The organism is Nocardia sp. NPDC057668, from assembly GCF_042799795.1.
GTDB lineage: Bacteria > Actinomycetota > Actinomycetes > Mycobacteriales > Mycobacteriaceae > Nocardia.
Genome location: NZ_JBHVIC010000001.1, coordinates 175,179 through 194,099 on the forward strand (window position 1 = coordinate 175,179; position 18,921 = coordinate 194,099).

General features: G+C 69.4%; 21 protein-coding genes. 12 read left to right on the forward strand and 9 right to left on the reverse strand.

The window, feature by feature from the left end; genetic code table 11:
* Positions 1 to 135 precede the first annotated feature (135 nt).
* The gene (locus ACFVBH_RS00860) at positions 136 to 735 is read right to left on the reverse strand and encodes a DUF488 domain-containing protein (RefSeq protein ID WP_378998567.1); all 600 of its coding nucleotides are present in this window, start codon (positions 733 to 735) and stop codon (positions 136 to 138) included.
* A 10-nt stretch (positions 736 to 745) separates the two neighbouring features.
* Positions 746 to 1,099 carry a nuclear transport factor 2 family protein gene (locus ACFVBH_RS00865; RefSeq protein ID WP_354991493.1) on the reverse strand — a complete coding sequence of 118 codons (354 nt, stop codon included), beginning with the start codon at positions 1,097 to 1,099 and terminating at the stop codon, positions 746 to 748.
* Between the two features lie 62 nt (positions 1,100 to 1,161).
* On the opposite strand from ACFVBH_RS00865, the gene ACFVBH_RS00870 reads away from it, so the two are divergent.
* A complete protein-coding gene (locus tag ACFVBH_RS00870; RefSeq protein ID WP_378998570.1) occupies positions 1,162 to 2,136 on the forward strand; it encodes a helix-turn-helix transcriptional regulator in 975 nt (324 codons plus the stop codon).
* 218 nt (positions 2,137 to 2,354) lie between these two features.
* Here the strand turns inward: ACFVBH_RS00870 and ACFVBH_RS00875 are convergent, their stop codons facing one another.
* From ACFVBH_RS00875 to ACFVBH_RS00895, 5 genes are read right to left on the reverse strand one after another with little or no spacing between them, the layout of a single operon-like run.
* Positions 2,355 to 3,359 (reverse strand): ABC transporter substrate-binding protein, encoded by a 1,005-nt coding sequence (locus ACFVBH_RS00875; RefSeq protein WP_378998572.1) that lies wholly within the window; start codon positions 3,357 to 3,359, stop codon positions 2,355 to 2,357.
* Positions 3,360 to 3,377: 18 nt separating this feature from the next.
* Positions 3,378 to 3,719 carry a 4Fe-4S dicluster domain-containing protein gene (locus tag ACFVBH_RS00880; RefSeq protein WP_354991496.1) on the reverse strand — a complete coding sequence of 114 codons (342 nt, stop codon included), beginning with the start codon at positions 3,717 to 3,719 and terminating at the stop codon, positions 3,378 to 3,380.
* Complete coding sequence (locus ACFVBH_RS00885; RefSeq protein ID WP_378998574.1) at positions 3,716 to 5,308, reverse strand: FAD-binding protein; 1,593 nt, start codon at positions 5,306 to 5,308, stop codon at positions 3,716 to 3,718. Before ACFVBH_RS00885 ends, ACFVBH_RS00880 begins: the two co-directional genes overlap by 4 nt.
* On the reverse strand, positions 5,305 to 6,033 hold the full coding sequence (locus ACFVBH_RS00890) for an ABC transporter ATP-binding protein (protein ID WP_354991498.1): 729 nt from the start codon (positions 6,031 to 6,033) through the stop codon (positions 5,305 to 5,307). The genes ACFVBH_RS00885 and ACFVBH_RS00890 overlap by 4 nt, the downstream gene beginning before the upstream one ends.
* A complete protein-coding gene (locus tag ACFVBH_RS00895) occupies positions 6,033 to 6,875 on the reverse strand; it encodes an ABC transporter permease (RefSeq protein ID WP_378998577.1) in 843 nt (280 codons plus the stop codon). Before ACFVBH_RS00895 ends, ACFVBH_RS00890 begins: the two co-directional genes overlap by 1 nt.
* A gap of 174 nt (positions 6,876 to 7,049) precedes the next feature.
* On the opposite strand from ACFVBH_RS00895, the gene ACFVBH_RS00900 reads away from it, so the two are divergent.
* Both ACFVBH_RS00900 and ACFVBH_RS00905 read left to right on the forward strand, forming a co-directional pair.
* Complete coding sequence (locus ACFVBH_RS00900; RefSeq protein ID WP_378998579.1) at positions 7,050 to 8,792, forward strand: amidohydrolase family protein; 1,743 nt, start codon at positions 7,050 to 7,052, stop codon at positions 8,790 to 8,792.
* Positions 8,789 to 9,424, forward strand: a complete 636-nt coding sequence (locus tag ACFVBH_RS00905; RefSeq protein WP_378998581.1) for a TetR/AcrR family transcriptional regulator — start codon at positions 8,789 to 8,791, stop codon at positions 9,422 to 9,424. Before ACFVBH_RS00900 ends, ACFVBH_RS00905 begins: the two co-directional genes overlap by 4 nt.
* Here ACFVBH_RS00905 and ACFVBH_RS00910 read toward each other — a convergent pair.
* Positions 9,419 to 10,120 carry a GAF and ANTAR domain-containing protein gene (locus ACFVBH_RS00910; RefSeq protein ID WP_354991502.1) on the reverse strand — a complete coding sequence of 234 codons (702 nt, stop codon included), beginning with the start codon at positions 10,118 to 10,120 and terminating at the stop codon, positions 9,419 to 9,421. The genes ACFVBH_RS00905 and ACFVBH_RS00910 overlap by 6 nt on opposite strands.
* A gap of 506 nt (positions 10,121 to 10,626) precedes the next feature.
* Here ACFVBH_RS00910 and ACFVBH_RS00915 point away from each other — a divergent pair.
* From ACFVBH_RS00915 to ACFVBH_RS00950, 8 genes are all read left to right on the forward strand, one after another.
* The gene (locus tag ACFVBH_RS00915; RefSeq protein WP_354991503.1) at positions 10,627 to 11,067 is read left to right on the forward strand and encodes a response regulator; all 441 of its coding nucleotides are present in this window, start codon (positions 10,627 to 10,629) and stop codon (positions 11,065 to 11,067) included.
* 21 nt (positions 11,068 to 11,088) lie between these two features.
* Complete coding sequence (locus ACFVBH_RS00920) at positions 11,089 to 11,844, forward strand: ATP-grasp domain-containing protein (RefSeq protein WP_378998584.1); 756 nt, start codon at positions 11,089 to 11,091, stop codon at positions 11,842 to 11,844.
* A 74-nt stretch (positions 11,845 to 11,918) separates the two neighbouring features.
* The gene (locus tag ACFVBH_RS00925; protein ID WP_354991504.1) at positions 11,919 to 12,263 is read left to right on the forward strand and encodes a hypothetical protein; all 345 of its coding nucleotides are present in this window, start codon (positions 11,919 to 11,921) and stop codon (positions 12,261 to 12,263) included.
* Positions 12,264 to 12,416: 153 nt separating this feature from the next.
* On the forward strand, positions 12,417 to 13,409 hold the full coding sequence (locus ACFVBH_RS00930; RefSeq protein ID WP_378998586.1) for a hypothetical protein: 993 nt from the start codon (positions 12,417 to 12,419) through the stop codon (positions 13,407 to 13,409).
* A complete protein-coding gene (locus tag ACFVBH_RS00935) occupies positions 13,406 to 14,443 on the forward strand; it encodes a hypothetical protein (RefSeq protein ID WP_378998588.1) in 1,038 nt (345 codons plus the stop codon). Before ACFVBH_RS00930 ends, ACFVBH_RS00935 begins: the two co-directional genes overlap by 4 nt.
* On the forward strand, positions 14,440 to 15,276 hold the full coding sequence (locus ACFVBH_RS00940) for a hypothetical protein (RefSeq protein ID WP_378998590.1): 837 nt from the start codon (positions 14,440 to 14,442) through the stop codon (positions 15,274 to 15,276). The genes ACFVBH_RS00935 and ACFVBH_RS00940 overlap by 4 nt, the downstream gene beginning before the upstream one ends.
* On the forward strand, positions 15,273 to 16,250 hold the full coding sequence (locus tag ACFVBH_RS00945) for a hypothetical protein (RefSeq protein ID WP_378998592.1): 978 nt from the start codon (positions 15,273 to 15,275) through the stop codon (positions 16,248 to 16,250). The genes ACFVBH_RS00940 and ACFVBH_RS00945 overlap by 4 nt, the downstream gene beginning before the upstream one ends.
* Before the next feature lie 426 nt (positions 16,251 to 16,676).
* Complete coding sequence (locus ACFVBH_RS00950) at positions 16,677 to 16,823, forward strand: hypothetical protein (protein ID WP_354985655.1); 147 nt, start codon at positions 16,677 to 16,679, stop codon at positions 16,821 to 16,823.
* A gap of 88 nt (positions 16,824 to 16,911) precedes the next feature.
* On the opposite strand, the gene ACFVBH_RS00955 is transcribed toward ACFVBH_RS00950, so the two are convergent.
* On the reverse strand, positions 16,912 to 18,063 hold the full coding sequence (locus ACFVBH_RS00955; protein ID WP_378998594.1) for a DUF5925 domain-containing protein: 1,152 nt from the start codon (positions 18,061 to 18,063) through the stop codon (positions 16,912 to 16,914).
* Between the two features lie 674 nt (positions 18,064 to 18,737).
* On the opposite strand from ACFVBH_RS00955, the gene ACFVBH_RS00960 reads away from it, so the two are divergent.
* Positions 18,738 to 18,884, forward strand: coding sequence for a hypothetical protein (locus ACFVBH_RS00960; RefSeq protein ID WP_354985653.1), 147 nt, complete (start codon positions 18,738 to 18,740; stop codon positions 18,882 to 18,884).
* Positions 18,885 to 18,921: the final 37 nt, after the last annotated feature.

An 18,921-nucleotide genomic window follows, 5' to 3' on the forward strand; every position in this document is an offset into this window, starting at 1 on the left:
GATCGACGCGCTGGGCGGGTTTGTCGGCACGGGGACATCGGCCATCATCCGCTCACCGGCCATGGTACGCGCGACCAGCCCAAACTCGGCCCCCACCAGCGGGTTACGCCATATCTGTCCGGAATTCGGAGGATGCTACGGCTCCCTTGTCATAGCCGCCGCCGGGTGCAGGTCCGTGATCGCCATCCCAAGATCGGTGCGCAGGCGCGCCGCGACCAGGGAGCGGTGGCAGGCGCCGGCGTCGCGTTCGACGCAGAACAGCGCGACGGACGCGTCCGTGGGCAGCCCGGCCACGAGGGCGTCCAGGTCGAACGGGGTCAGGATTTCGCGGGTGTAGCGCTCGGTGTATTCCGGGGCCAGGGCCACGCGATTGCGCTTGCCTACCCCGCGCCTGTCGTCCTCCCGGTATTGCAGCTGACGCAACTCGGTGGTCGGGGCGAGGTTCCGGATGTGCCGATACTCGATATCGGTTGCGGCGAGGGCGCTTTGGAGCCGCAGCGAATTCGCCCAGCTGTAGTCGGGACCGCGCACGCCCCGGCGCTGGCGCAGGTCCAGCAGCAGGGTCACGCCCGCGGTGGCGAGCGTGTCGAGGAAGGTCTCGGCGGTGAAGCCGTAGACGCCGATTGTCAGGATTCGTGTCATGGCGTACCCGAGTCGATCGGTGGCGCGCCGATGGGTGCGCGCCAGGTTGATGTCGCCGCGGCCCGGCGGTGGGCTCGGACCGGCCGAGCCCACCGCCGCCGGATCACGGCAGCAGCACCGGCTGGTCCACGGCGTAGCGCCAGGTGCCGTCGGGCTGGCGGCGCGCGATCTCGACGGCGATCTCACCGGTGGTGAGGGTGGTCGCGGTCAGCGCCACGTCTTCGCTGACCAGGGTCGGATGCTGCCGCCCCGGGACCAGCACCGGTGCGTGCGCGACGAACCCCTCGTACACCTTGCGGATCTCGGCGTGGCCGGTGGCGACGCTGCCGGGCGGGAAGGCCAGGACGGCGGTGGGCTCGTACAGGGCGACGAGGGCGTCGACGTCGCCCGCGTTGGCGAGCTGGACGAAGAGGTCGGCAAGTTCGTGGGGGTGGTTTGCGATCTTGTTCTCGGTCATGAGAACAACCCTGCCAGCGAATCACGACATCTTGTGTCGTGTATTTGTGACAAGATTTTTTCATGCGTGCGGATCGTCTGGTGTCGCTGGTGCTGCTGCTGCGCCGGCACGGCCGCATGTCCGCGCCCGCGCTCGCCCGGGAGCTCGAGGTCTCCACGCGCACGGTGCTGCGCGATATCGATGCGCTCTCGGCGGCGGGCGTGCCTGTCTACGCCGAACGCGGGCGGCTCGGCGGGTTCGCACTGCTGCCCGGCTTCCAGACCGAACTGACCGGACTCAATCACGATGAGGCCCTGGCGCTGCTGGTGGCCGGATCACGCCGTGGCGCACAGGCTTTCGGCCTCGCCTCACCGCTGGCCTCGGCCATGCGCAAGGTCGTGGACGCGCTGCCGGAGAGCTATCGGATCACCGCGTCCGGGGCGGCGGAACGGCTGCTGATCGACCCGGAGGTCGATCTGTTCTCGCGCACGACCGGTGGGCAGGAACTGCCCGATCCCATCGCGACCGCGGTGCGGCGCGCGGTGCTGGCCGGGCACCGACTGCGCATCCACTACACGGCGCTGGATCGGGAGACGAGCTGGCGCACGGTGGACCCGATCGGCCTGGTCACGGTGCGCGGCAACGGGTATCTGCTGGCCATGCGGTCCGGGGCCGAACGGACCTACCGGCTCTCGCGCATCCTGGACGCCGAGGAGCTCGACGAACCCGCGCAACGGCCGGACCAGGTCGATCTGGACCGCATGTGGCGCGAGCACGGCGTCAAATTCCGCACCGGCGGCGACCAGGTGACGGTCGAGGTCCGGGTCGACCCGGTGCGGCGCGAGGAGCTCGTGGGCACGGTGCTGGCCGTGCTCGCGGAAGCGACCGAGCCGGACGGCCGGCTGCGCATGACGGTGACGTTCCAGGATCCCCGGCACGCGGAATGGGCGGTGTGGCAGTTGGGCACCCACGGGGAAGCACTGACCCCGGCCTGGTTGCGGGCCACCCTGCGCGAGCGCGCGGCGGCGCTGACCACGCTGTACGCCGACCCGCCATAGAACCCGGCGTTCCGCGCCCGTGAAACCCGGCCCGCGCTCCCGCAGCGGCGAATTGGCCGACACCATGGCCCGGCGCTCCAGGAGGCACGCCGGTAGGTCACCCGACTCCTCCCGCGTCGCGGTACGCGCACCGTGACGCCGTTCGGGGGCGGCATCGCGTGTGCACGATGCCGCCCCCGAACTCGGCTGGGATCCCAGCGGGCGTCGATACCCGGGTCTCAGCCCTTCTTGGTCTGCTCCGGCCGGTAGAACCACTGCTGGAGGTCGAAGTCCTCGCGAATCTTCTTCTGCTCCACCAGGAACTGCTTGGTACCGGTGAGCAGGGTGATCCCCCGCTCGGAGAAGACGTCCTCGGGGAAGTAGTCGCGCTGGGCCGCGGCGCGAACCACCGCCTCGGGCAGCTTCGACTGCGCGACTTCGTAGTTCACGTACTCGTCCCAGTGATCCTGGGCGTACTTGTTCGCTTCGGACAGCACCTTTTGCCACGTGCCGCCGAAGTCGGGGTTGGTGTCCAGGAACGGCTGGCTGCTCACCGAGGAGCTGGTGCCCGCCAGCGTGGGGTGATTGTCCCGAATCGAATCGACCTGGTGAAAGCCCTTGGCCAGGAACGCCCGCAGGTAGGAGTTCGGGTTGGTGTCCGGCAGCGCGACGGCGTCGATCTCGCCGCTGGTCAGCGGCGCCTCGGCATCGGTGGACAGCAGGTGGATGAGCTGGGCCGCCTCGACGCCCTCGGCCTTCAGCGCGCCCTGCAGGTAGCGGTCGATGTACGAGCCGGACTGCACGCCGACCTTCTTGCCCGCCAGGTCCTTCAGCGTCCTGATGGCTGGATTCTTGGCGACAACACCGGCGTTGTAGCCGACCGCGGCGATGGCCAGCAGCCGCGTCTGCAGACCGCTGCCCTTGGCCACCAGCGCCGGGGTGTCACCGTAGGTGGCCACATCGAGCCGGCCGCCGACCAGCGCCTGGTTGAGGTCCGGCCCGTTGGGGAAGCTGAAGACCTCGATCTTCTCCGCACCCAGGGGCGCGAGCGCGGGCAGCAGCGCGCCGCGCTGGTGTGCGAAACCGAGCGGGCCGGTGAGCACGTTGCCGCTGCCGATGACGCCGATGCGCAGGGTTTCGATCTTGGTTCGGGTCGCCGACCCGTCGTCGCCGGACGAGCAGGCCGACACGACCAGTGCGAGCGCGGCGAGGGCGGCGGGCAGAACGCGTTTGAGCTTGAACATGAAAAGCTTTCGGGGAGATCAGAGTTCGGAGAGGCGCGGGGGTGGCGCACCGTGCGGCAGGCGGGGGCCGACCGCGATGAGGCTGCCGGGCTTGCGGCCCCGGCCCCAGCCGATTTCCTTGCGGTAGCGGCCGATGTGGTCCTGCGGGATCAGGGTGGGATCCGGCAGCGCGGTCACGTTCGGATCGACGTAGAGCGCGTCGGCGGGGCAGTACGCCTCGCACATGAAGCAGGTCTGGCAGTCCGACTGGCGGGCGATGAGCGGGATGCCGCTCTCGGTCCGGTCGAACACGTTCGTCGGGCAGACGTCGACGCATTTGTCGCAGGCGATGCAGTCGTCCGCGCGTACCAGTTCGATCATGAGGCCACCGCCAGTCCGGTATTGGCGGTGGCGGTGGTCGCGGTCCACACGCTGTCGAGTCCGCCGGAGACAATGTGATGGTGCTGGCCCGGATCCAGGTCGGGATGATCCGCGCGCTTGCTCATGCCGCGAGTTTCCTTGCGCGCCAGCGTCGATTCGTACATGAGCCGCCCGACCGCGGTGATGGCCGCGGCCTGCCGGTTGCGGACCCGCTCGTCGCCGGTGGTCCCGGACAGCCCGCGCGCCCGCTCCCAGACACCGTCCAGTGCCCGCAGGGCCGGGCGAATGCGGTCGCCGTGGCGCAGGTAGTTCTTCTCGAAGGGGATCAGCTCCCGCTGGGCGGCGGCCACCACCTCGTCGGCGGTGACCTGCTCCCCCGCATCCGGGTGCAGCCCGGTGCGGCCCGCGCCGGTGAGCGCGGCGTGATCGGGACGCGTTCCCGCGAGCGCGAATCCGGCCGCGCCCCGGCCCGCCCAGCTGCCCGAGGACATGGCCCACGCCGAATTGTGGCTGCCGCCGCCGGTGAAACCGCCGCAGATGCGTTCGCGGGTGGCCGCGTCGCCGGCCGCGTACAGGCCCGGCACCGAGGTCGCGCACTGCTCGTCGACGACATCGATGCCGCCGGTGCCGCGGACCGTGCCCTCGGCGAGCAGATCCACCTCGAACCGGTCGGTGAAGGGGTTGATACCGCGCCGGTCGAACTGCAGGAAGAAGTTGGGCTGACCGACCCGCATCTGCTCCTGCACGGTGGCGTCGGCGCGGTCGAGCTGCGCGAACACCTTCTCCGACAGCAGGGTTCGGGCGATAACCGAGCGGCCCTTGGTCGAGCCCGCGCCCTCGAGGACGTCGCCGTTCTCGTGGAAGAAGGTGGCGTAGCCGTAGTAGGCGGTCTTGGTGACGGTGGAGCCCTTGGGCACGATGGCGTACGCGTTGGAGAACTCCATGCCCGAGAACCGCGCGCCGACCTCGGCCGCCATGAGCGCGCCGTCGCCGGTGTTCACGTTCGTGCCCAGCGCCCGGGACAGGAAGGCGCAGCCGCCGGTGGCCAGCACCACCGCACCCGCCGCGATGCGGTAGTCACGGTCGAGTTGGCGCTGATAGCCCGCCGCGCCGCGAACCACGCCGTCGGCGTCGACCAGCAACTCCAAAGCCGGTGAGTGGTCCAGGATTTCGACGTCGAGGCGCTTGAGCCAGGCGCGCATGCGGCGCATGTACTCGGGTCCCTGTACGCCCGTGCGCACCGGTTCGCCGGTGTTCGGATCGGCGGGGAACGGGTAGCGCCCCTCGACCGCGAGGCGGTTCATGTTCGTGTAGGTCTGATCCAGTACCCGGTCCATCCAGTAGTGGTCGGCCAGGTGCCCGCCCAGGGCCTCGCGGCTGGCCTTGGCGTTGGCGCGGGCGGTGGCCTCGGGGGCCACGTACCAGACGCCGGTGCCCGAAGGCGCTGTGGCGCCGCTGGTTCCGGTGTAGCCCTTGTCGACCAGGATCACCTGCGCCCCGGCTTCGCGGGCGTGGATCGCGGCCCAGCAGGCGGCGGGGCCGCCGCCGATCACCAGGACGTCGGTGCTGCGCTGCCATGTGTCGGTCATAGGTCCGCTCCTGTCGGTGCATCGGGGTTGACGCCGAGCGCGAGGAGCAGCCGGCGGCGAAGTGCGGAGAATTCGGGGTGCACCACCGAGCGCGGGCGCGCCACGGTGATGTCGAAGGCTTCGGCGATGACGCCGTCGCGCAGTACGAGGGCGCGATCGGCCAGCAGGAGCGCCTCTTCCACGTCGTGGGTGACCAGCAGCACCGCCTGCCGGTGCTGAGTCCACAGGCGAGCCACCAGGGCCTGGGCTTTGAGCCGGGTCAGGGCGTCGAGCGCGCCGAAGGGCTCGTCGAGCAGCAGCAGTTCGGGGTTGCGGACCAGGGCGCGGGCCAGCGCGACCCGCTGGGCTTCACCGCCGGACAGCGTCGAGGGCCAGACATCGGCCTTGGCGGCGAGCCCGACCTCCTCGAGCGCGGCCAGCGCTTGCCCCTTCGAGCCGCGGTCCACGCCCAGGGTTACGTTGCGCCACACGTTCATCCACGGAATGAGCCGGTGCTCCTGGAAGACGATGGCCTTGGTCCTGGGCGCTTCGAACACCCCGCTGAAACCGCGATCGAGGCCGCCGAGCCCGCGCAGCAGGGTGCTCTTGCCCGATCCGCTCGCGCCCAGCAGGGCCACGAATTCACCCGGGGCGATGTCGAGGTCCACATCGCGCAGGACGCTGCGCCCGGCGAAACTGCGCGCCGCGCCGCGAATGCGGACGCCCGCGCCGGTGCTCGTGGTCATCACTGTCCTTCGAATCCGGTGCGCCAGGCCAGGAATCGTCGTTCCAGCAGGCGCACGAACGTATCGGTGAGCAGGCCGAGCACCGCGTAGATGACCAGCACCAGGAAGATCTGGTCGGTGCGCAGGAACTCCTTGGCGTCGTTCATCAGGAAGCCGAGCCCGACGGGGGTGGTCTGCATCTCCGCGACCACCAGGGTGAGCCAGCCGATGCCCAGCGCCTGGCGCAGACCGACCAGGATCTGCGGCAGCGCCCCCGGGAGGATGATCTTGGTGGTCAGCTCGAATCGATTGAGGCCCAGCGATTCCGCGGCCTCCACCAGGCGGCGGTCCACCCCGCGAATGCCGGCGAGCACGTTCAGGTAGATCGGGAACACCGGCGCGACGATGATCAGCGCGATCTTGAACGGATCCCCGATGCCGAACCAGATGATGAACACCGGAACCAGCGCCAGGGTCGGCAGCATGCGCAGCGCCTGCAAAGGTCCGTTGACGAGATCCTCGGCGGCGCGGAACAATCCGGCCGCCGCGCCCAGCACCAGGCCGATCGAGATGCCGATGCTCAGGCCGATGGCGACCCGCTGCGAGGAGGCCGCCAGGTGCCGCCACAGCTCGCCGGTGCGGATCAGCTCCCAGCCGGCCTCGATCACCTCCGAGGGCGCGGGTGTCGTGGGACCGAGCCAGCCCCGCGCGCCCAGCTGCCACAGCACCAGGACCAGCACCAACCCGGAGGCCTTGCGCGCCGAACCGATCACGCGGCGGAGCCGGGTCCCCGATTCCTTGGTGTCGACCTCGACGAGAGCCGGGGAAACGGCCGGCGCGAGGGGCGCCAATTGCAGTGTCATGGACGGTGTCCTCACCCGAGAAGAAGTGTGCGGACACCGTAAGTCCGAGGGACGGGCCGACCGAATGGTTGCGCTCAGCCCGATCCTGAATCCCTGCGGGCTCGTGCACCCTGCCCAAAGCGCTTGTTTCTTTTGCGTATTGACAGTTAGTAACCGATCGGTTGCAATGTTCGTGTGACCTACGACACGATCATCAAAGGCGCCCGGTGGTTCGACGGCACCGGCGCGCCCTCCGCCCTTCGCCACCTCGGACTGCGCGGGGATCGCGTCGCGGCGGTCTCGGCCGAACCGCTCGACGAGACCGGCTGCCCGCACGTCATCGACGCCGCCGGCAAGTGGGTGGTGCCCGGAATGATCGACATACATACGCATTACGACGTGGAGGTGCTGCAGGCCCCCGCGCTGGCGGAGTCGGTGCGGCACGGGATCACCACGATCATGCTCGGGTCGTGTTCGCTCTCGACGGTGCACGTGGAGGCCACCGACGCCGGTGATCTGTTCGGGCGGGTGGAGGCGATTCCGCGTCAGCACGTGATCGAGGCGGTCGAGCAGAAGACCTGGCGCACCGCGCACGAGTACGTCGAGGCTCTAGAAGAGTTGCCCTTGGGGCCGAATGTGGCTGCCATGCTGGGACATTCGGATGTGCGCACCGCGCTGATGGGCCTGGACCGCGCCACCCGCAAGCGCGTGCGGCCCACTGCCGCCGAACAGGCCGCCATGGAGGGCGCGCTGTGCGAGGCGCTGGACGCCGGCTTCGTGGGGATGTCGGCCCAGCAGCTGTTGTTCGACAGGCTCGACGGCGATGTGGCCCGGTCGCGCACGCTGCCCTCGACCTACGCGCGGGCCAAGGAACGGCGGCGGCTCAATCGCATTCTGCGACAGCGTGATCGGGTTCTGCAGGCGGGGCCGGACATCGCCTCGCCGCGCAGCATCGCCGCGATGACGCTGAGCACGCTGGGTTTGTTCCGGCCCCGGCTCAAGACCACCCTGCTGTCCGCGGCCGACCTCAAGGCCAATCCCTACCTGGTGTACATCATGGGGCCGCTGGCGCGGCTGCTGAACGCGCTGGGCGGGGACTTCCGCTGGCAGCATCTGCCGGTGCCGTTCGAGGTGTACGCCGACGGCATCGACCTGGTGATCTTCGAGGAGTTCGGGGCGGGCGCGGCCGCGCTGCACCTGGCCGATCAGGTCGAGCGCAACGCGCTGTTGCGTGACGAGACGTACCGGCGGCGCTTCCGCAAAGAGTACGACGCCAAATTCGGTATGCGCGTGTGGCATCGGGACTTCTTCGACGCCGAGATCGTGGAGTGCCCGGACGACGCGGTCATCGGCAAGACTTTCGGGCAGGTGGGCCTGGACCGCGGTGGCCTGCACCCGGTCGACGCCTTCCTGGACCTGGTCGTGGAGTACGGCACCAAACTGCGCTGGCGCACCACGATCTCCAATCACCGGCCCGAGATCCTGGACCGCTACAGCGCGGATCCCGGTGTGCAGCTCGGCTTCTCGGACGCGGGCGCGCACCTGCGCAACATGGCCTTCTACAACTTCGGGCTGCGGTTCCTGCACCGGATCCATCGCGCGGAACAGGCGGGGCGCCCGATCATCTCGCTCGAGCGCGCGGTACACCGCATGACCGGCGAGCTCGCGGACTGGTACGGCATCGACGCGGGCCGCCTGCGCGAGGGCGATCGCGCGGATCTGATCGTCATCGATCCCGAGCACCTCGACGCGAGCCTGGACGCCTACGCCGAGGACGTCATTCCCGCGTATGACAATCTGTCCCGCATGGTCAATCGCAACGACGCCACCGTCTCGGCGGTCTTCATCGGCGGCGAATTCGTGTTCGGCGACGGCGTCGCGGCGCCGGTGCTGGGCAAACGCCGCACCGGCCGGTTCCTGCGGGCGGGAGGCCGATGACGGCGACGATCGGACGCCGCACCCAGGCCGAGCGCAGCGCGGCCACCGTCGCCGCGCTGGTCGAGGCGACCATCGAGGCCATCGGCGAGGTCGGGTATCACGGGGCTTCGCTGGGTGAGATCAGCAAGCGTGCCGGGATTTCCAAGGGTGCGATCTTCCGGCACTTCGACTCTCGCACCGATCTCGTCGTGGCCGCGGCGAACGAGGTGCGGCACCGGCACATTCGCAGTGCGGCCGAGGTGATCCGGCCCGAGAACCGCACCGGGCCCATCGATCTGGTGGAGCTCATGGTGCGGGTGCGCGGGCAGATCCGGCATCGGACCAACGCGGTGTGGTTCGAACTGCTGGTCGCCGCGCGTACCGAAGCCGATCTGCGCGAACGCCTCGAGCCGGTGGCACGGGCGCTGCTCGCCGAGGTCGAGGAGCTGGCGGTAGCCGCGCTCTCGCCCGCGCTGCCCGCGGATATGGCCCGGTTGCTGGCCACCTCGCTGATTCACATGTTCGACGGGGAGGCCATCTTCCGGTCCACCTATCCGCGGCCGGAGCTCGAAGAGTCGCGCATCACGCACATCGCCGGCGCCTTCGACCGGCTGAGCGGCGCGACCGAGCCGGTCAGCGGATCCGGCTCATAACCGCAGGCCCGCGTCCACGATGGCCGCCGCTACCGCGTGCAGGCGCAACTGGTTCTGGCGCGCGTAGCGGCGGATGGTTTCGAACGCCTCGTCGGTGGTGATGCGGTGGGTGGTGGCGATGACGCCCTTGGCCTGTTCGATCACCACGCGGGATTTGAGCGCGTGCTGCAGCTGCTCCATCAGTTGTTGCTGTTGCCGGCGTTTGTCCGCGTTGACGACATAGCCCGTGGCGATGTCGGCCAGCACGCGAGCCGCTTCGAGTTCGGCCGGCTTCCATTCCCGCTGGGTGACGTCGTACAGATTGACCACACCGACCGGTTCGCCCAGATGCATGGGGATTCCGGCCGCGGACACGATCTTGTGCTCGGCGGCGACGGCCGTGTAGTCCGGCCATCTCTCGGCGTGCTCGGCGAGGTCGGTGACGGGGAACGGCAGGCCCGAGTCGAAGGCCCCCATGCACGGGCCCTGCTGGGTGGCTTCCTGGCAGCGCTCGATCGCGGCGATGGCCTCGTTGGGCGCGGTCACGAAGCGCAGTTGCCCGTCGGTGTAGAGCGAGACGCCCGCGCCGGCGAGATCGAGCACCGTCGCCACGCCGTCGACCAGTTCGTCGAGCGCCGTGGGCACGTCGTACTCGGTGGGTAACAGGCGCGCGAAACGAGCCAGCACCTTCAGCAGCGCTTCACTGTCATAGGACATACCAACCTCCCGTGCGTCGTTGTCCTGTCCTTTCGCACTACCCCGCACGCTCGCTACGACACGGTGCCGCGGCCCGCTCCGGACGTGACGGACGTCCCGCCGGCCGCTGAACACGGCCTTTCCGATTGCGCCGGGCTATCATCTGTTCCGAACCGAAAGTGGCTGCCGGCCAGTATGTTCGGTTCATCCCTTTTCCACCCCAGACCCCGGTGGCAACGGTTCGTATCCGACCCCTGGGAAGGCATCGGCAGACGCGCGTAATGAACATCACCGTTTCCAGGAGACACCCGCGCGGCGACTCGCCGACGCCGGGGTTCCGTCTCTAGCTCTGCCGTTCCAGCATTCGCCGCGACGGCCCGCATCCGTGGGTCGCCGGGCCGCTGCGCGCTCGCCCCGCCCGGATTTCCGCCGGGCCGGGGTCGCCGTCGTGGCCGCGTACAGCATGTCCTCGCACCCCCACGACCCCCGCCGTCCGCCGGGGACCCCTCACAGTCCAGGAGCGCTCTGTGCACCTTCTCGGCCACCCCATCACCGTCCTGCTCGTGGAAGACGATCCCGGGGACGAGATGATGACGCTCGAGGCCCTCGGCGAGAACGAGGCGCACAACACCGTCTTCGTGGCCCGAGACGGCCTGGAGGCCCTGAACTTCCTCTTCCGGGAGCCACCCCACGCCGGCGCTCCCCGCCCCGACCTGATCCTGCTGGACCTGAACCTCCCGAAATACAACGGCCGCCAAATCCTGGAACGCGTCAAATCCGACCCCGACCTCTGCACCATCCCCGTGGTGGTCCTGACCACCTCCGCCTCGGAGGAAGACGTCCTGAGCAGCTACCGCCTCCACGCGAACGCCTACGTGACGAAACCCGTGGACCTCCCCCACTTCCTGGAAGCCATAAAACAAATAGACGACTTCTTCGTCCGCACCGCCCGCCTCCCCACCCTCTGACCACGGCATGATGGGCGCATCATGTTCACGATCGCCTATCTGCAGCACGCTGGCAGCGGACCGCTGCGGCACGAGGAAGCGCTGCTGACGGCGGGCTTGCTCGAGCGTGGAATTCCGGTGCGGCACTACACGATCAAACGTGTGCACCGCCGTCAGCTGCCGCTGGGACCGGATACCTTCCTCGCCGGTGACATGGACGCCGTGCACGGCGCGCTGCGTCAGCTGGGCGTGCCCATCCCCGAGCCCGACGACTATCCGGACTGCCTGCGCGAATTCCTGCACCGGAAGGTGTGGACCTGCACCCTGGGCGAGCTCGAGCGTGCGATGGAAACTGGTTCGGTACCACCCACGTTCGTCAAGCCGGCGGATCGCAGGAAGAGCTTCACCGGTGCGGTCTGCTGGTCCGGACGCGACATCGCCGCGCTCGGTAATGTCACACGGCGCCAACGCATCTGGTGCGCCGAGGTGGTGACCTGGGTGTCGGAGTATCGCGTGTACGTCATCGATGCCGACGTCGTCGGTGTGGATCACTACGACGGTGACGCGTCCGTGCCGGTGGACATGGGCGTGGTACGCGAAGCCCTCGCGAAATATCGCGCGTCCCGGACGGCCCCGGCCGCATACGCGATCGATTTCGGAGTACTGGCGGACGGACGGACCGCGTTGGTCGAGGCCAATGACGGATACGCGCTGGGGGCCTACAAGATTGACGCGGCAGCATACACCGACCTGGTGTTACTGCGGTGGCAGGAGCTGCTCGCCGACGCGGTGCGGTGAGGGACCGGCGGGGCGTTGGGCCTGGTGGGGGTGGGATAGGTTGGGGTGGGGGTTGACGGAAGGGTGTGGTTGGGATGGGTGCGGAGCCGGTTAGTTGGGAGCATTTGAAGTCCCGGGAGCCCGGGGAGGGTGAGCGGGCGGCCTTGCGGGCCAAGTTGGTGGAGCGGGCGCTTGCCGTGCGGGAGCGGGGGTGGGAGGCGTTCCGGGGTGAGTGGACACCGGGGGAAATCGCGGACGTCGCCTATCTGTTGGGGGATGGTGCGGTGCTCGAAGAAGTGGAAGAGCACGAGGGGTCCGTGTTGACTCGGTACGCGGGCAACCTTTACGGATTCAACGGGGCGCGTAAGGACATCGCCGCGGGGTTGGTCGGAACACAGAAGTGGTTCGCCGACACCCGGGCGGAACTGGGTGACCGCTGAGGTCAGCGGCGGTTTCCGGGATTTAGCCGGAATATAGCGGATTGCGATCAGACTGACCGCAAACGCTTACTTTTTCCTCGACTCGAGTTGCCATGTGTGTGCTGTCCGAGAAGTTGGAGCACACCAGCACCGCATCGATCGAGGGAAAACGTCATGGGTCACAATTCGTACCGGTTTGCTGCGGGCATCGCCGCGCTGGGCCTGACGGTACTGGCCGCGCCGCCCGCGCAGGCCGATCCCGCACCGCTCAACGGTTTGTTCGCCCTCGCACCCGGGGTGTGCGCGAACGGTGCGGTGACCGGCAGCTTCTTCCGCATGATCCTGCCCACCGGCGACGCGAACGGCCCCTACCTGCAGAACAGCGACTCACGGTGCAGCGACCAGACGGTCACCCCGCTGTCCGCGGGCAGCGACGGCGGGCTCGTCAGCGGCGGCTACCAGCCCCAGCCCGCCGCGGCGTTCGACCCCGCGGGCAACGCGGTCTCCGGACGGGTCACCACGCCCGTGCGGTTCTACGGCGTCGACTTCGCCACCGCCACCAACCCCACCGATCCGCAGACCGGCACGGGCGCGGCCCTGCCCCAGCTGTTCAGCGACGGCGGCCGGCTCACCGGTGCCCTGAGCAGCCTCGGCGTCACCTGGAACAACCAGGTCTTCAACCAGGGTTCGCCCAAGCCCGGCGGCGGCCTGCCCGGCAAGACCAGCCCGATCAACGGAAGCATCGACGCGGCAGGCAATTTCGTCATCGAGTGGACCAGTCAGATCGTCGGCGGGCCGTTCAACAACTTCACCGGCCTGTGGCATCTGGCCGGGCAGTACCGCGGCGCCCTGCCCCAGGCCGCACCCGCCGCCGCCCCGCTCGCGCCCGCGGCACCGCAGGCCGCTCCCCCGGCCGCCGCCGCGCCCGGCACCGATCCGGTAGCCCCGGCTCCGGCGGCCGCACCCGCCATTCCCGCCGCGACGGCCCCTGCCATTCCCGCACCCCAGACCGCACAGGCCGCGCCGTCCCCCGTCGCGCAGGTCACCGAACTCCCTGCGAAGCAGAGCAATTCGTGGCTCATCGCCGGTCTGGTCGCCCTGGCCGTCGTCGCCACCGGCGGCGTGTTCGGCGCCGGCCGCCTGGCCCGGATCCGGATTCGCCGATGACCGCAGCACCACCGTCGACCGGGCTGCCCGCCTACGCCGACTACGTCTCACATATCGAAAGCGCGCCCCGCCGGGCCGGCAGTCGCTGGCCGTTCATCGCACTGATCGTCCTCGGCGCCCTGCTCGTGCTCGCCCCCTTGCTCACCGGCATGTTTCCGCGAGCGATCAAGGGCGAGGCCATGATCGAGGCGTTCCGGCCGCACATGGATCCGGTGAGCCTGCGGGACTACCGCGAGGATCTGCGGGTGCTCGACGACGCCCGCACGAACCTGCTCACGCTCCGGGCGAACGGGCAACAGCCCGGCCAGTTCCCGCTCATCGACAAGTTCGTGCGCGACTACCCGGCCATTCAGACGGACCTGACCGGCATGGTCGACCGCATCGACGCCAATCAGGAGAACTACCGCAAGCTCTCGGGCACAACATCATTCGGCGCGCTCCCCTGGCTGCTCGCGCTGCCCGGACTCGCCTTGGTCGCGGCGGGCGGCTTCGGCCTGCGCGCCGCGGCGAACGGCCGGCGCGGACCCGGCTGGTACGGCGTGGCCGCCCTCGCCGGACTCGGCCTGCTGCTGGTGCCCGCCACCGGCGGACTGTTCCAGGCCGCCCCCGCCGCGCAGCCGCTCATCGACGACTTCCGGCCCATCCTGACCACCGATCAGGTCCGCACGGTGCAGGGCTACTTCGTGACCATCGTCGGCGCGGACGGCGAACTGAACAGCCGCTACTCCGGCGCGCTCACCGCCGCGCACCCCGGGGCGGAACGCGCGGGCATCACCGCGCTGGAAACCCGCTGGCAGCCCATGACCGCGCGGTTCGCGAGCCTGGTCGGCGTACTCAACGACAACGTCGAGAACTTCGACGCCGTCGCGGCGCTCGATGATTCGACCCGCCCGCTGGGCGTCACCGCGTTCCGCGTTCTCGGCTGGGGCTTCGTGATCCCCGGCGCGCTCGCCCTGGCGTTCACGGCCGCGGGCTGGCGACTGTCCCGAATCGATTCCCGCCCAGGCGGTTCCACAGGAGGTGCCTCGGCATGAGAGTTCTCGGACGCAGATCCGGACGCGTGCTCGCCGCGCTGGCGGCGGTCACCGCGATCGCGGTGAGCGGCTGTGGCGGCGACGATGCGGGCACACCCGCCGCTGGTCCCGAACAACTGACGGGCCTGCTTCGTTTCACCGCGGGCGCGGTCAGCGGCGACTCGGTGTCCGGCACCTGGTTCCGCATGGTCCAGCCCGGCGGCACCCCCGCCGACGGCCCGTACATGCCCAACGGCGATTCCCCCGCGCAGGGCGGTGCCACCACCCTGCTGGAACCGGGCTCCGAGGGCGGGCTGCGGATCGGCGGCTACCAGAGCGAACCCGTTCCCGCTTTCGCACAGGGCAATTCGCTCGCGGCCTCGATCACCAAGCCGACGAAGTTCTTCGCCGTGGAGTTCGGCACCTCCACCAATCCGGTGGATCCCCAGACCCGCCGACCGGTGCCGCCGCCCACGGTGGTCAACGACAACGGCAGGCTCACCGCCGACCTCTCGGCCTGGGCCGCGTCCTGGAACGATCAGGAATTCAATCAGGGCGCGCCCAAACCCCCGGAGAAGCAGGGTGCCCAGGTCGCGGGAGCCGAACAGGTGCAACGCGTCTGGGACTGGGTGGCCCAGCGCTGGTTCGACCGCCCGAGCGCCGACGCCGCCCAGGGCCCGTCTGCCACCGGCGCCTACGACCAGACAACCCGAGCCTTCACCCTCGAGTGGACCAGCCTCATCGTCGGCGGGCCGTTCAACGGCTTCACCGGCGTCTGGCACCTGGAGGGCATCTTCGAACCCGGCACGACGGCGGGTTCGCCCACCACGACATCAAGGAGCACAGGGCGATGACTACCGCCGAAACCACGAGGCGGCCCGGGGTGGCCGCGGCCATCCGCGCCATCGCCGCCCTGACCGTCATCGGCAGCGCGGCCGCCGTCACGGCGCTGACCGTACTGGATGACGACCAGCGGCCGGTCGCCTCGACGTCCACCGGACAGCATGCGGGTACTGCGGCTAACGCGCCCGCCGCACCGGTGGCAGCCGCGCCGGCAGCGCCCGGTGTCGATGCCCCCGCGGCGGTCCCGCCCGCCGCGGCCACAGATCCCAATGCCGTTGTGCCACCGGGTGAAGGGCCGGCGGCCAGTGTGGCTCTCGGGGGACCCGGCGCGACCGTGGCACTGAACCCGGGCGGCGGCCCCGCCGCGTCCGTCCCGCTCAACCCCGGCGCCGGCCCCGCGGCATCCGTTCCGTTGAACTCGGCCCCCGGCGCATCGGTGCCGCCGGCCACCGACCCGGGCGCGGGTACCCCGCTCGCCGCGGCCAATCCCTTCGCCACCGCCCCGGTCGACACCCAGCCCGCCTGCCCGCTGGGCTGGCCCGCACCGAAACAGCAGGGCGGACTGGCCTCGCTCATCGGACTGGCGCCCCTGGCCGGACCCTTCTCCTCCGAGGCGTTCGCGCTCGGCTCGGTCTACCAGCCGATCCTGCGCCTGGTCGGCCCGGTGCTGGCCGAGATCTCCCCGGTGATCACCCAGCACCAACCGCTCATCGACCCCATCATCGCCCAGGTGCAGGGCGTGGAAGCGATTGTGCTGGAAGCGATCCTGCCGTACTACGGCCCCTACCGCGCCCAGCTCATCGCCGCCGAAGGCGAACTGGCCAAGACCCTGGCCCCGATTCTGGATCGGGCCTACAACAGCGAGATCGCCTCCTGCTTCGTGGCCTGGCAGGGCCAGATCATCGACCGATCCAAGGGCGGCCGCATCACCGTCGCGTCCCTGGCCCACCCCGGCACGGTGGTGGAACTCGGCCCGAAGGACTGAACCCGCGCCGGTGCGCGCCGTCCATTGCGCACCGGCCACCGTGCAGGCCCCGGCGCATGTGCGGAAAGCAGGTCATCCGCCGTCGAGCGGTGGCCCAGGTACTCGGTTGCGCGCGGCTATCCGCGACAGCGTCTCGAGCACGTCGTACCGGTCCCCGCGAACTGTCCCTGGGCGTCGAAACGGCTTCTGCGCGCACTGTTTCGGGCTGGTAAGTCGGTGCGGGTTGCGCGGGCAGGCGGAGCCGCTGCGGCGGGCTCTGCCCGGCGTCGCGCCATGACCCGCACACTGCCCTGTTTGACCGATTCCGTACGCGTACCGCCCCTGCCCTGACACTTCACCAGCCGAACACTGCCACTGGCCAGTCCCGCTGTGGCAGTTGATGTTCCGTGCTACGTACCCTGAGATTCCATCTAGGGGGCGAGCAGCGTGAAGATGCGTTTCCTGTTCCTGGCCCTGGCGATGATCATCGCCGCGTCGACCTACGATTACTGCAGGTCACAGGGCTTCTACCCGATAGTCGCCGCGGCGGGTGTCATGGGCACCCTGCTGCTGGTCGAACGAGCGATCCGGTAGACCGGCATGTCGCCGAAAGCGACTCCGGCGCAACCGGAATCGACCGATCGACCCAGGGCGCCTCCGTGCGGGCGACGCCCCGGACCGGTCACAGGTAGCTGCCCACCGCGGTGGTATCCGCCGGCGCGGCCTGAATCCGGGTGGGGTGATCACGCGCTTCGATCAACTCGGCCAAAGTCATTCCGCCCGCCTCCACCGCCGGCTTCGGGCGGTCACCGAGTTCGCGATCCAGCCAGGCGGTCGCCTCCGCGGGCGAGAGCCGCCCGACCTCGAGCTGCGCCAGGCAGCGACCCGGTCGCACCACGGCCGGATGCAGGCGGGACAGGTTCTCGTTGGTGGTGATGGCCACCAGCACGTCCCGGCCCTGTCCCAGCATGCCGTCGGTGAGGTTGAGCAGGCGCGAAAGCCCCTGTCCGGTGGACTCTTTCGCCGAGCCGCGAATCAGCTCGTCGCAGTCCTCCAGCACCAGCAGCCGCCATTTCCGCTTGCTGTCGTCGTAGGTGTCGACTCCGATCGCGACCTCCATGAGGTAACCCGGATTCGAGAACAGCACCTCGGGATCGAGCACGCAGTCGACCTGACACCACTGCGCCCACTCCCGGGCCAGCGCCCGCAGGGCCGAGGTCTTGCCGGTGCCGGGCGGCCCGTGCAGCAGCAGCAACCGGCCGCTGACGTCCTCGGCGCGCAGGGCCATCAACCGGCCCAGGGCCGCGCTGATGTCACCGCTGTAGTTCTGCTCGATCTCGGGCCACGTGGCCGCGCCGATGGTGCGTTCGCGGCGGCTGAAACCGTGTGCGCCACTGTGCCAGAACCCCATGGACACCTGCGTGTCATCGGCTTCCTCGGCCACGGTGGCGTCCTTGGAGCACACCTCGATCACGGTGCGGGCGAGTTCCTCGGTCACGGCGCTGACGTGCAGCATGGCGGTGCCGTTGGTCCGCCGCAGCACCCGCAGCATCCAGCCCTCACCGGCGGCGAGGACGGTTTTGGTGCTTTCGTCGTCACTGGTGCGCAGGATCCGCGCGTCCTCCGGGCAGAGCGCGGCATCGGGCTTGACCCGCTCGAGTTCGGCGGACAGGGCATGGGGGTGTTCACCGCTCACGAAGGGCGCGAGCCCGAGCGCGTCGATGATGTCGCGCGGCGAGTCCGAGTCGTCCAGGCTCATCACCCACGACATCGCCGCGGGCGTCGCCTCTTCGCGACCGACCAGCCGAAGCCGTTCCTGGGGTGTGGAAGTCATTCCGACGATCATCCGGATTCGACCCGCGCCGGTCCACCGAATATTCGATCATTCCCGCTGTCCGGTTTGTCACCGGTGACAACCGCCCCCGGGGCGATTTTGAGCTCTGACAGAAACCGAGCGCCCGCCCCACGCGAGCGCAAATCCACTGCTACCGTTTGAAATCGTCAGCGTGGAAATATCCAGCGGGCAATGGAATAGGCCGCCTGCTTGCTGTCGCGGTGGCCTCCGACTCCGGCGATGCCGGACCGGGGGCCACTACCGCGGCCGTTCCCGCTGGGCCGCAGTTCATCTCGAACCGGATATTCCGGAACTACTTCGCGCGTTGCGCCGAATGCCGGATGGTCGCTGTACCCGAGTGGAAGAATCGGGATCGCCGCATTCGCTCTCCACGCGGCAGAGGTTGGCCGTGATTCAGTGGGTTGCTGCCGAGCCGGGCTGGTACCGCGGGGTGGCGCCGATGGTGAGTTTTCACCACCACGATGGTGTGCGGAGAAATCGACGACGGAGCGACCAGCGAGCCCGTCGCACATCGAACACGAAACCACTTGGTACCACGCATTCTTCGCGCATCCTCAACGATCCACAGTGCGGAATCGAGGAGTCCTCAGATGCAAACGCCCGCCTACACCAGAGGGTATCGAAGCGGCTACCGGCAAGGTTTCAAGCAAGCGATGCTCCACAACCCGGAGAGCGATCCGCCCGTCCCGGTGGCGCCGGCCGGGGTCGGTGATTATCCGTACGGGTTCAGCGAGGGCTACGACACCGGGTATCACAATGGCCTGGCCCGGCTCGCCTGCACCGAGGCCCGCGGGCGCTGAGCCGGTCGACCGACCCCCGTTGGCCGCCAATGGCGTC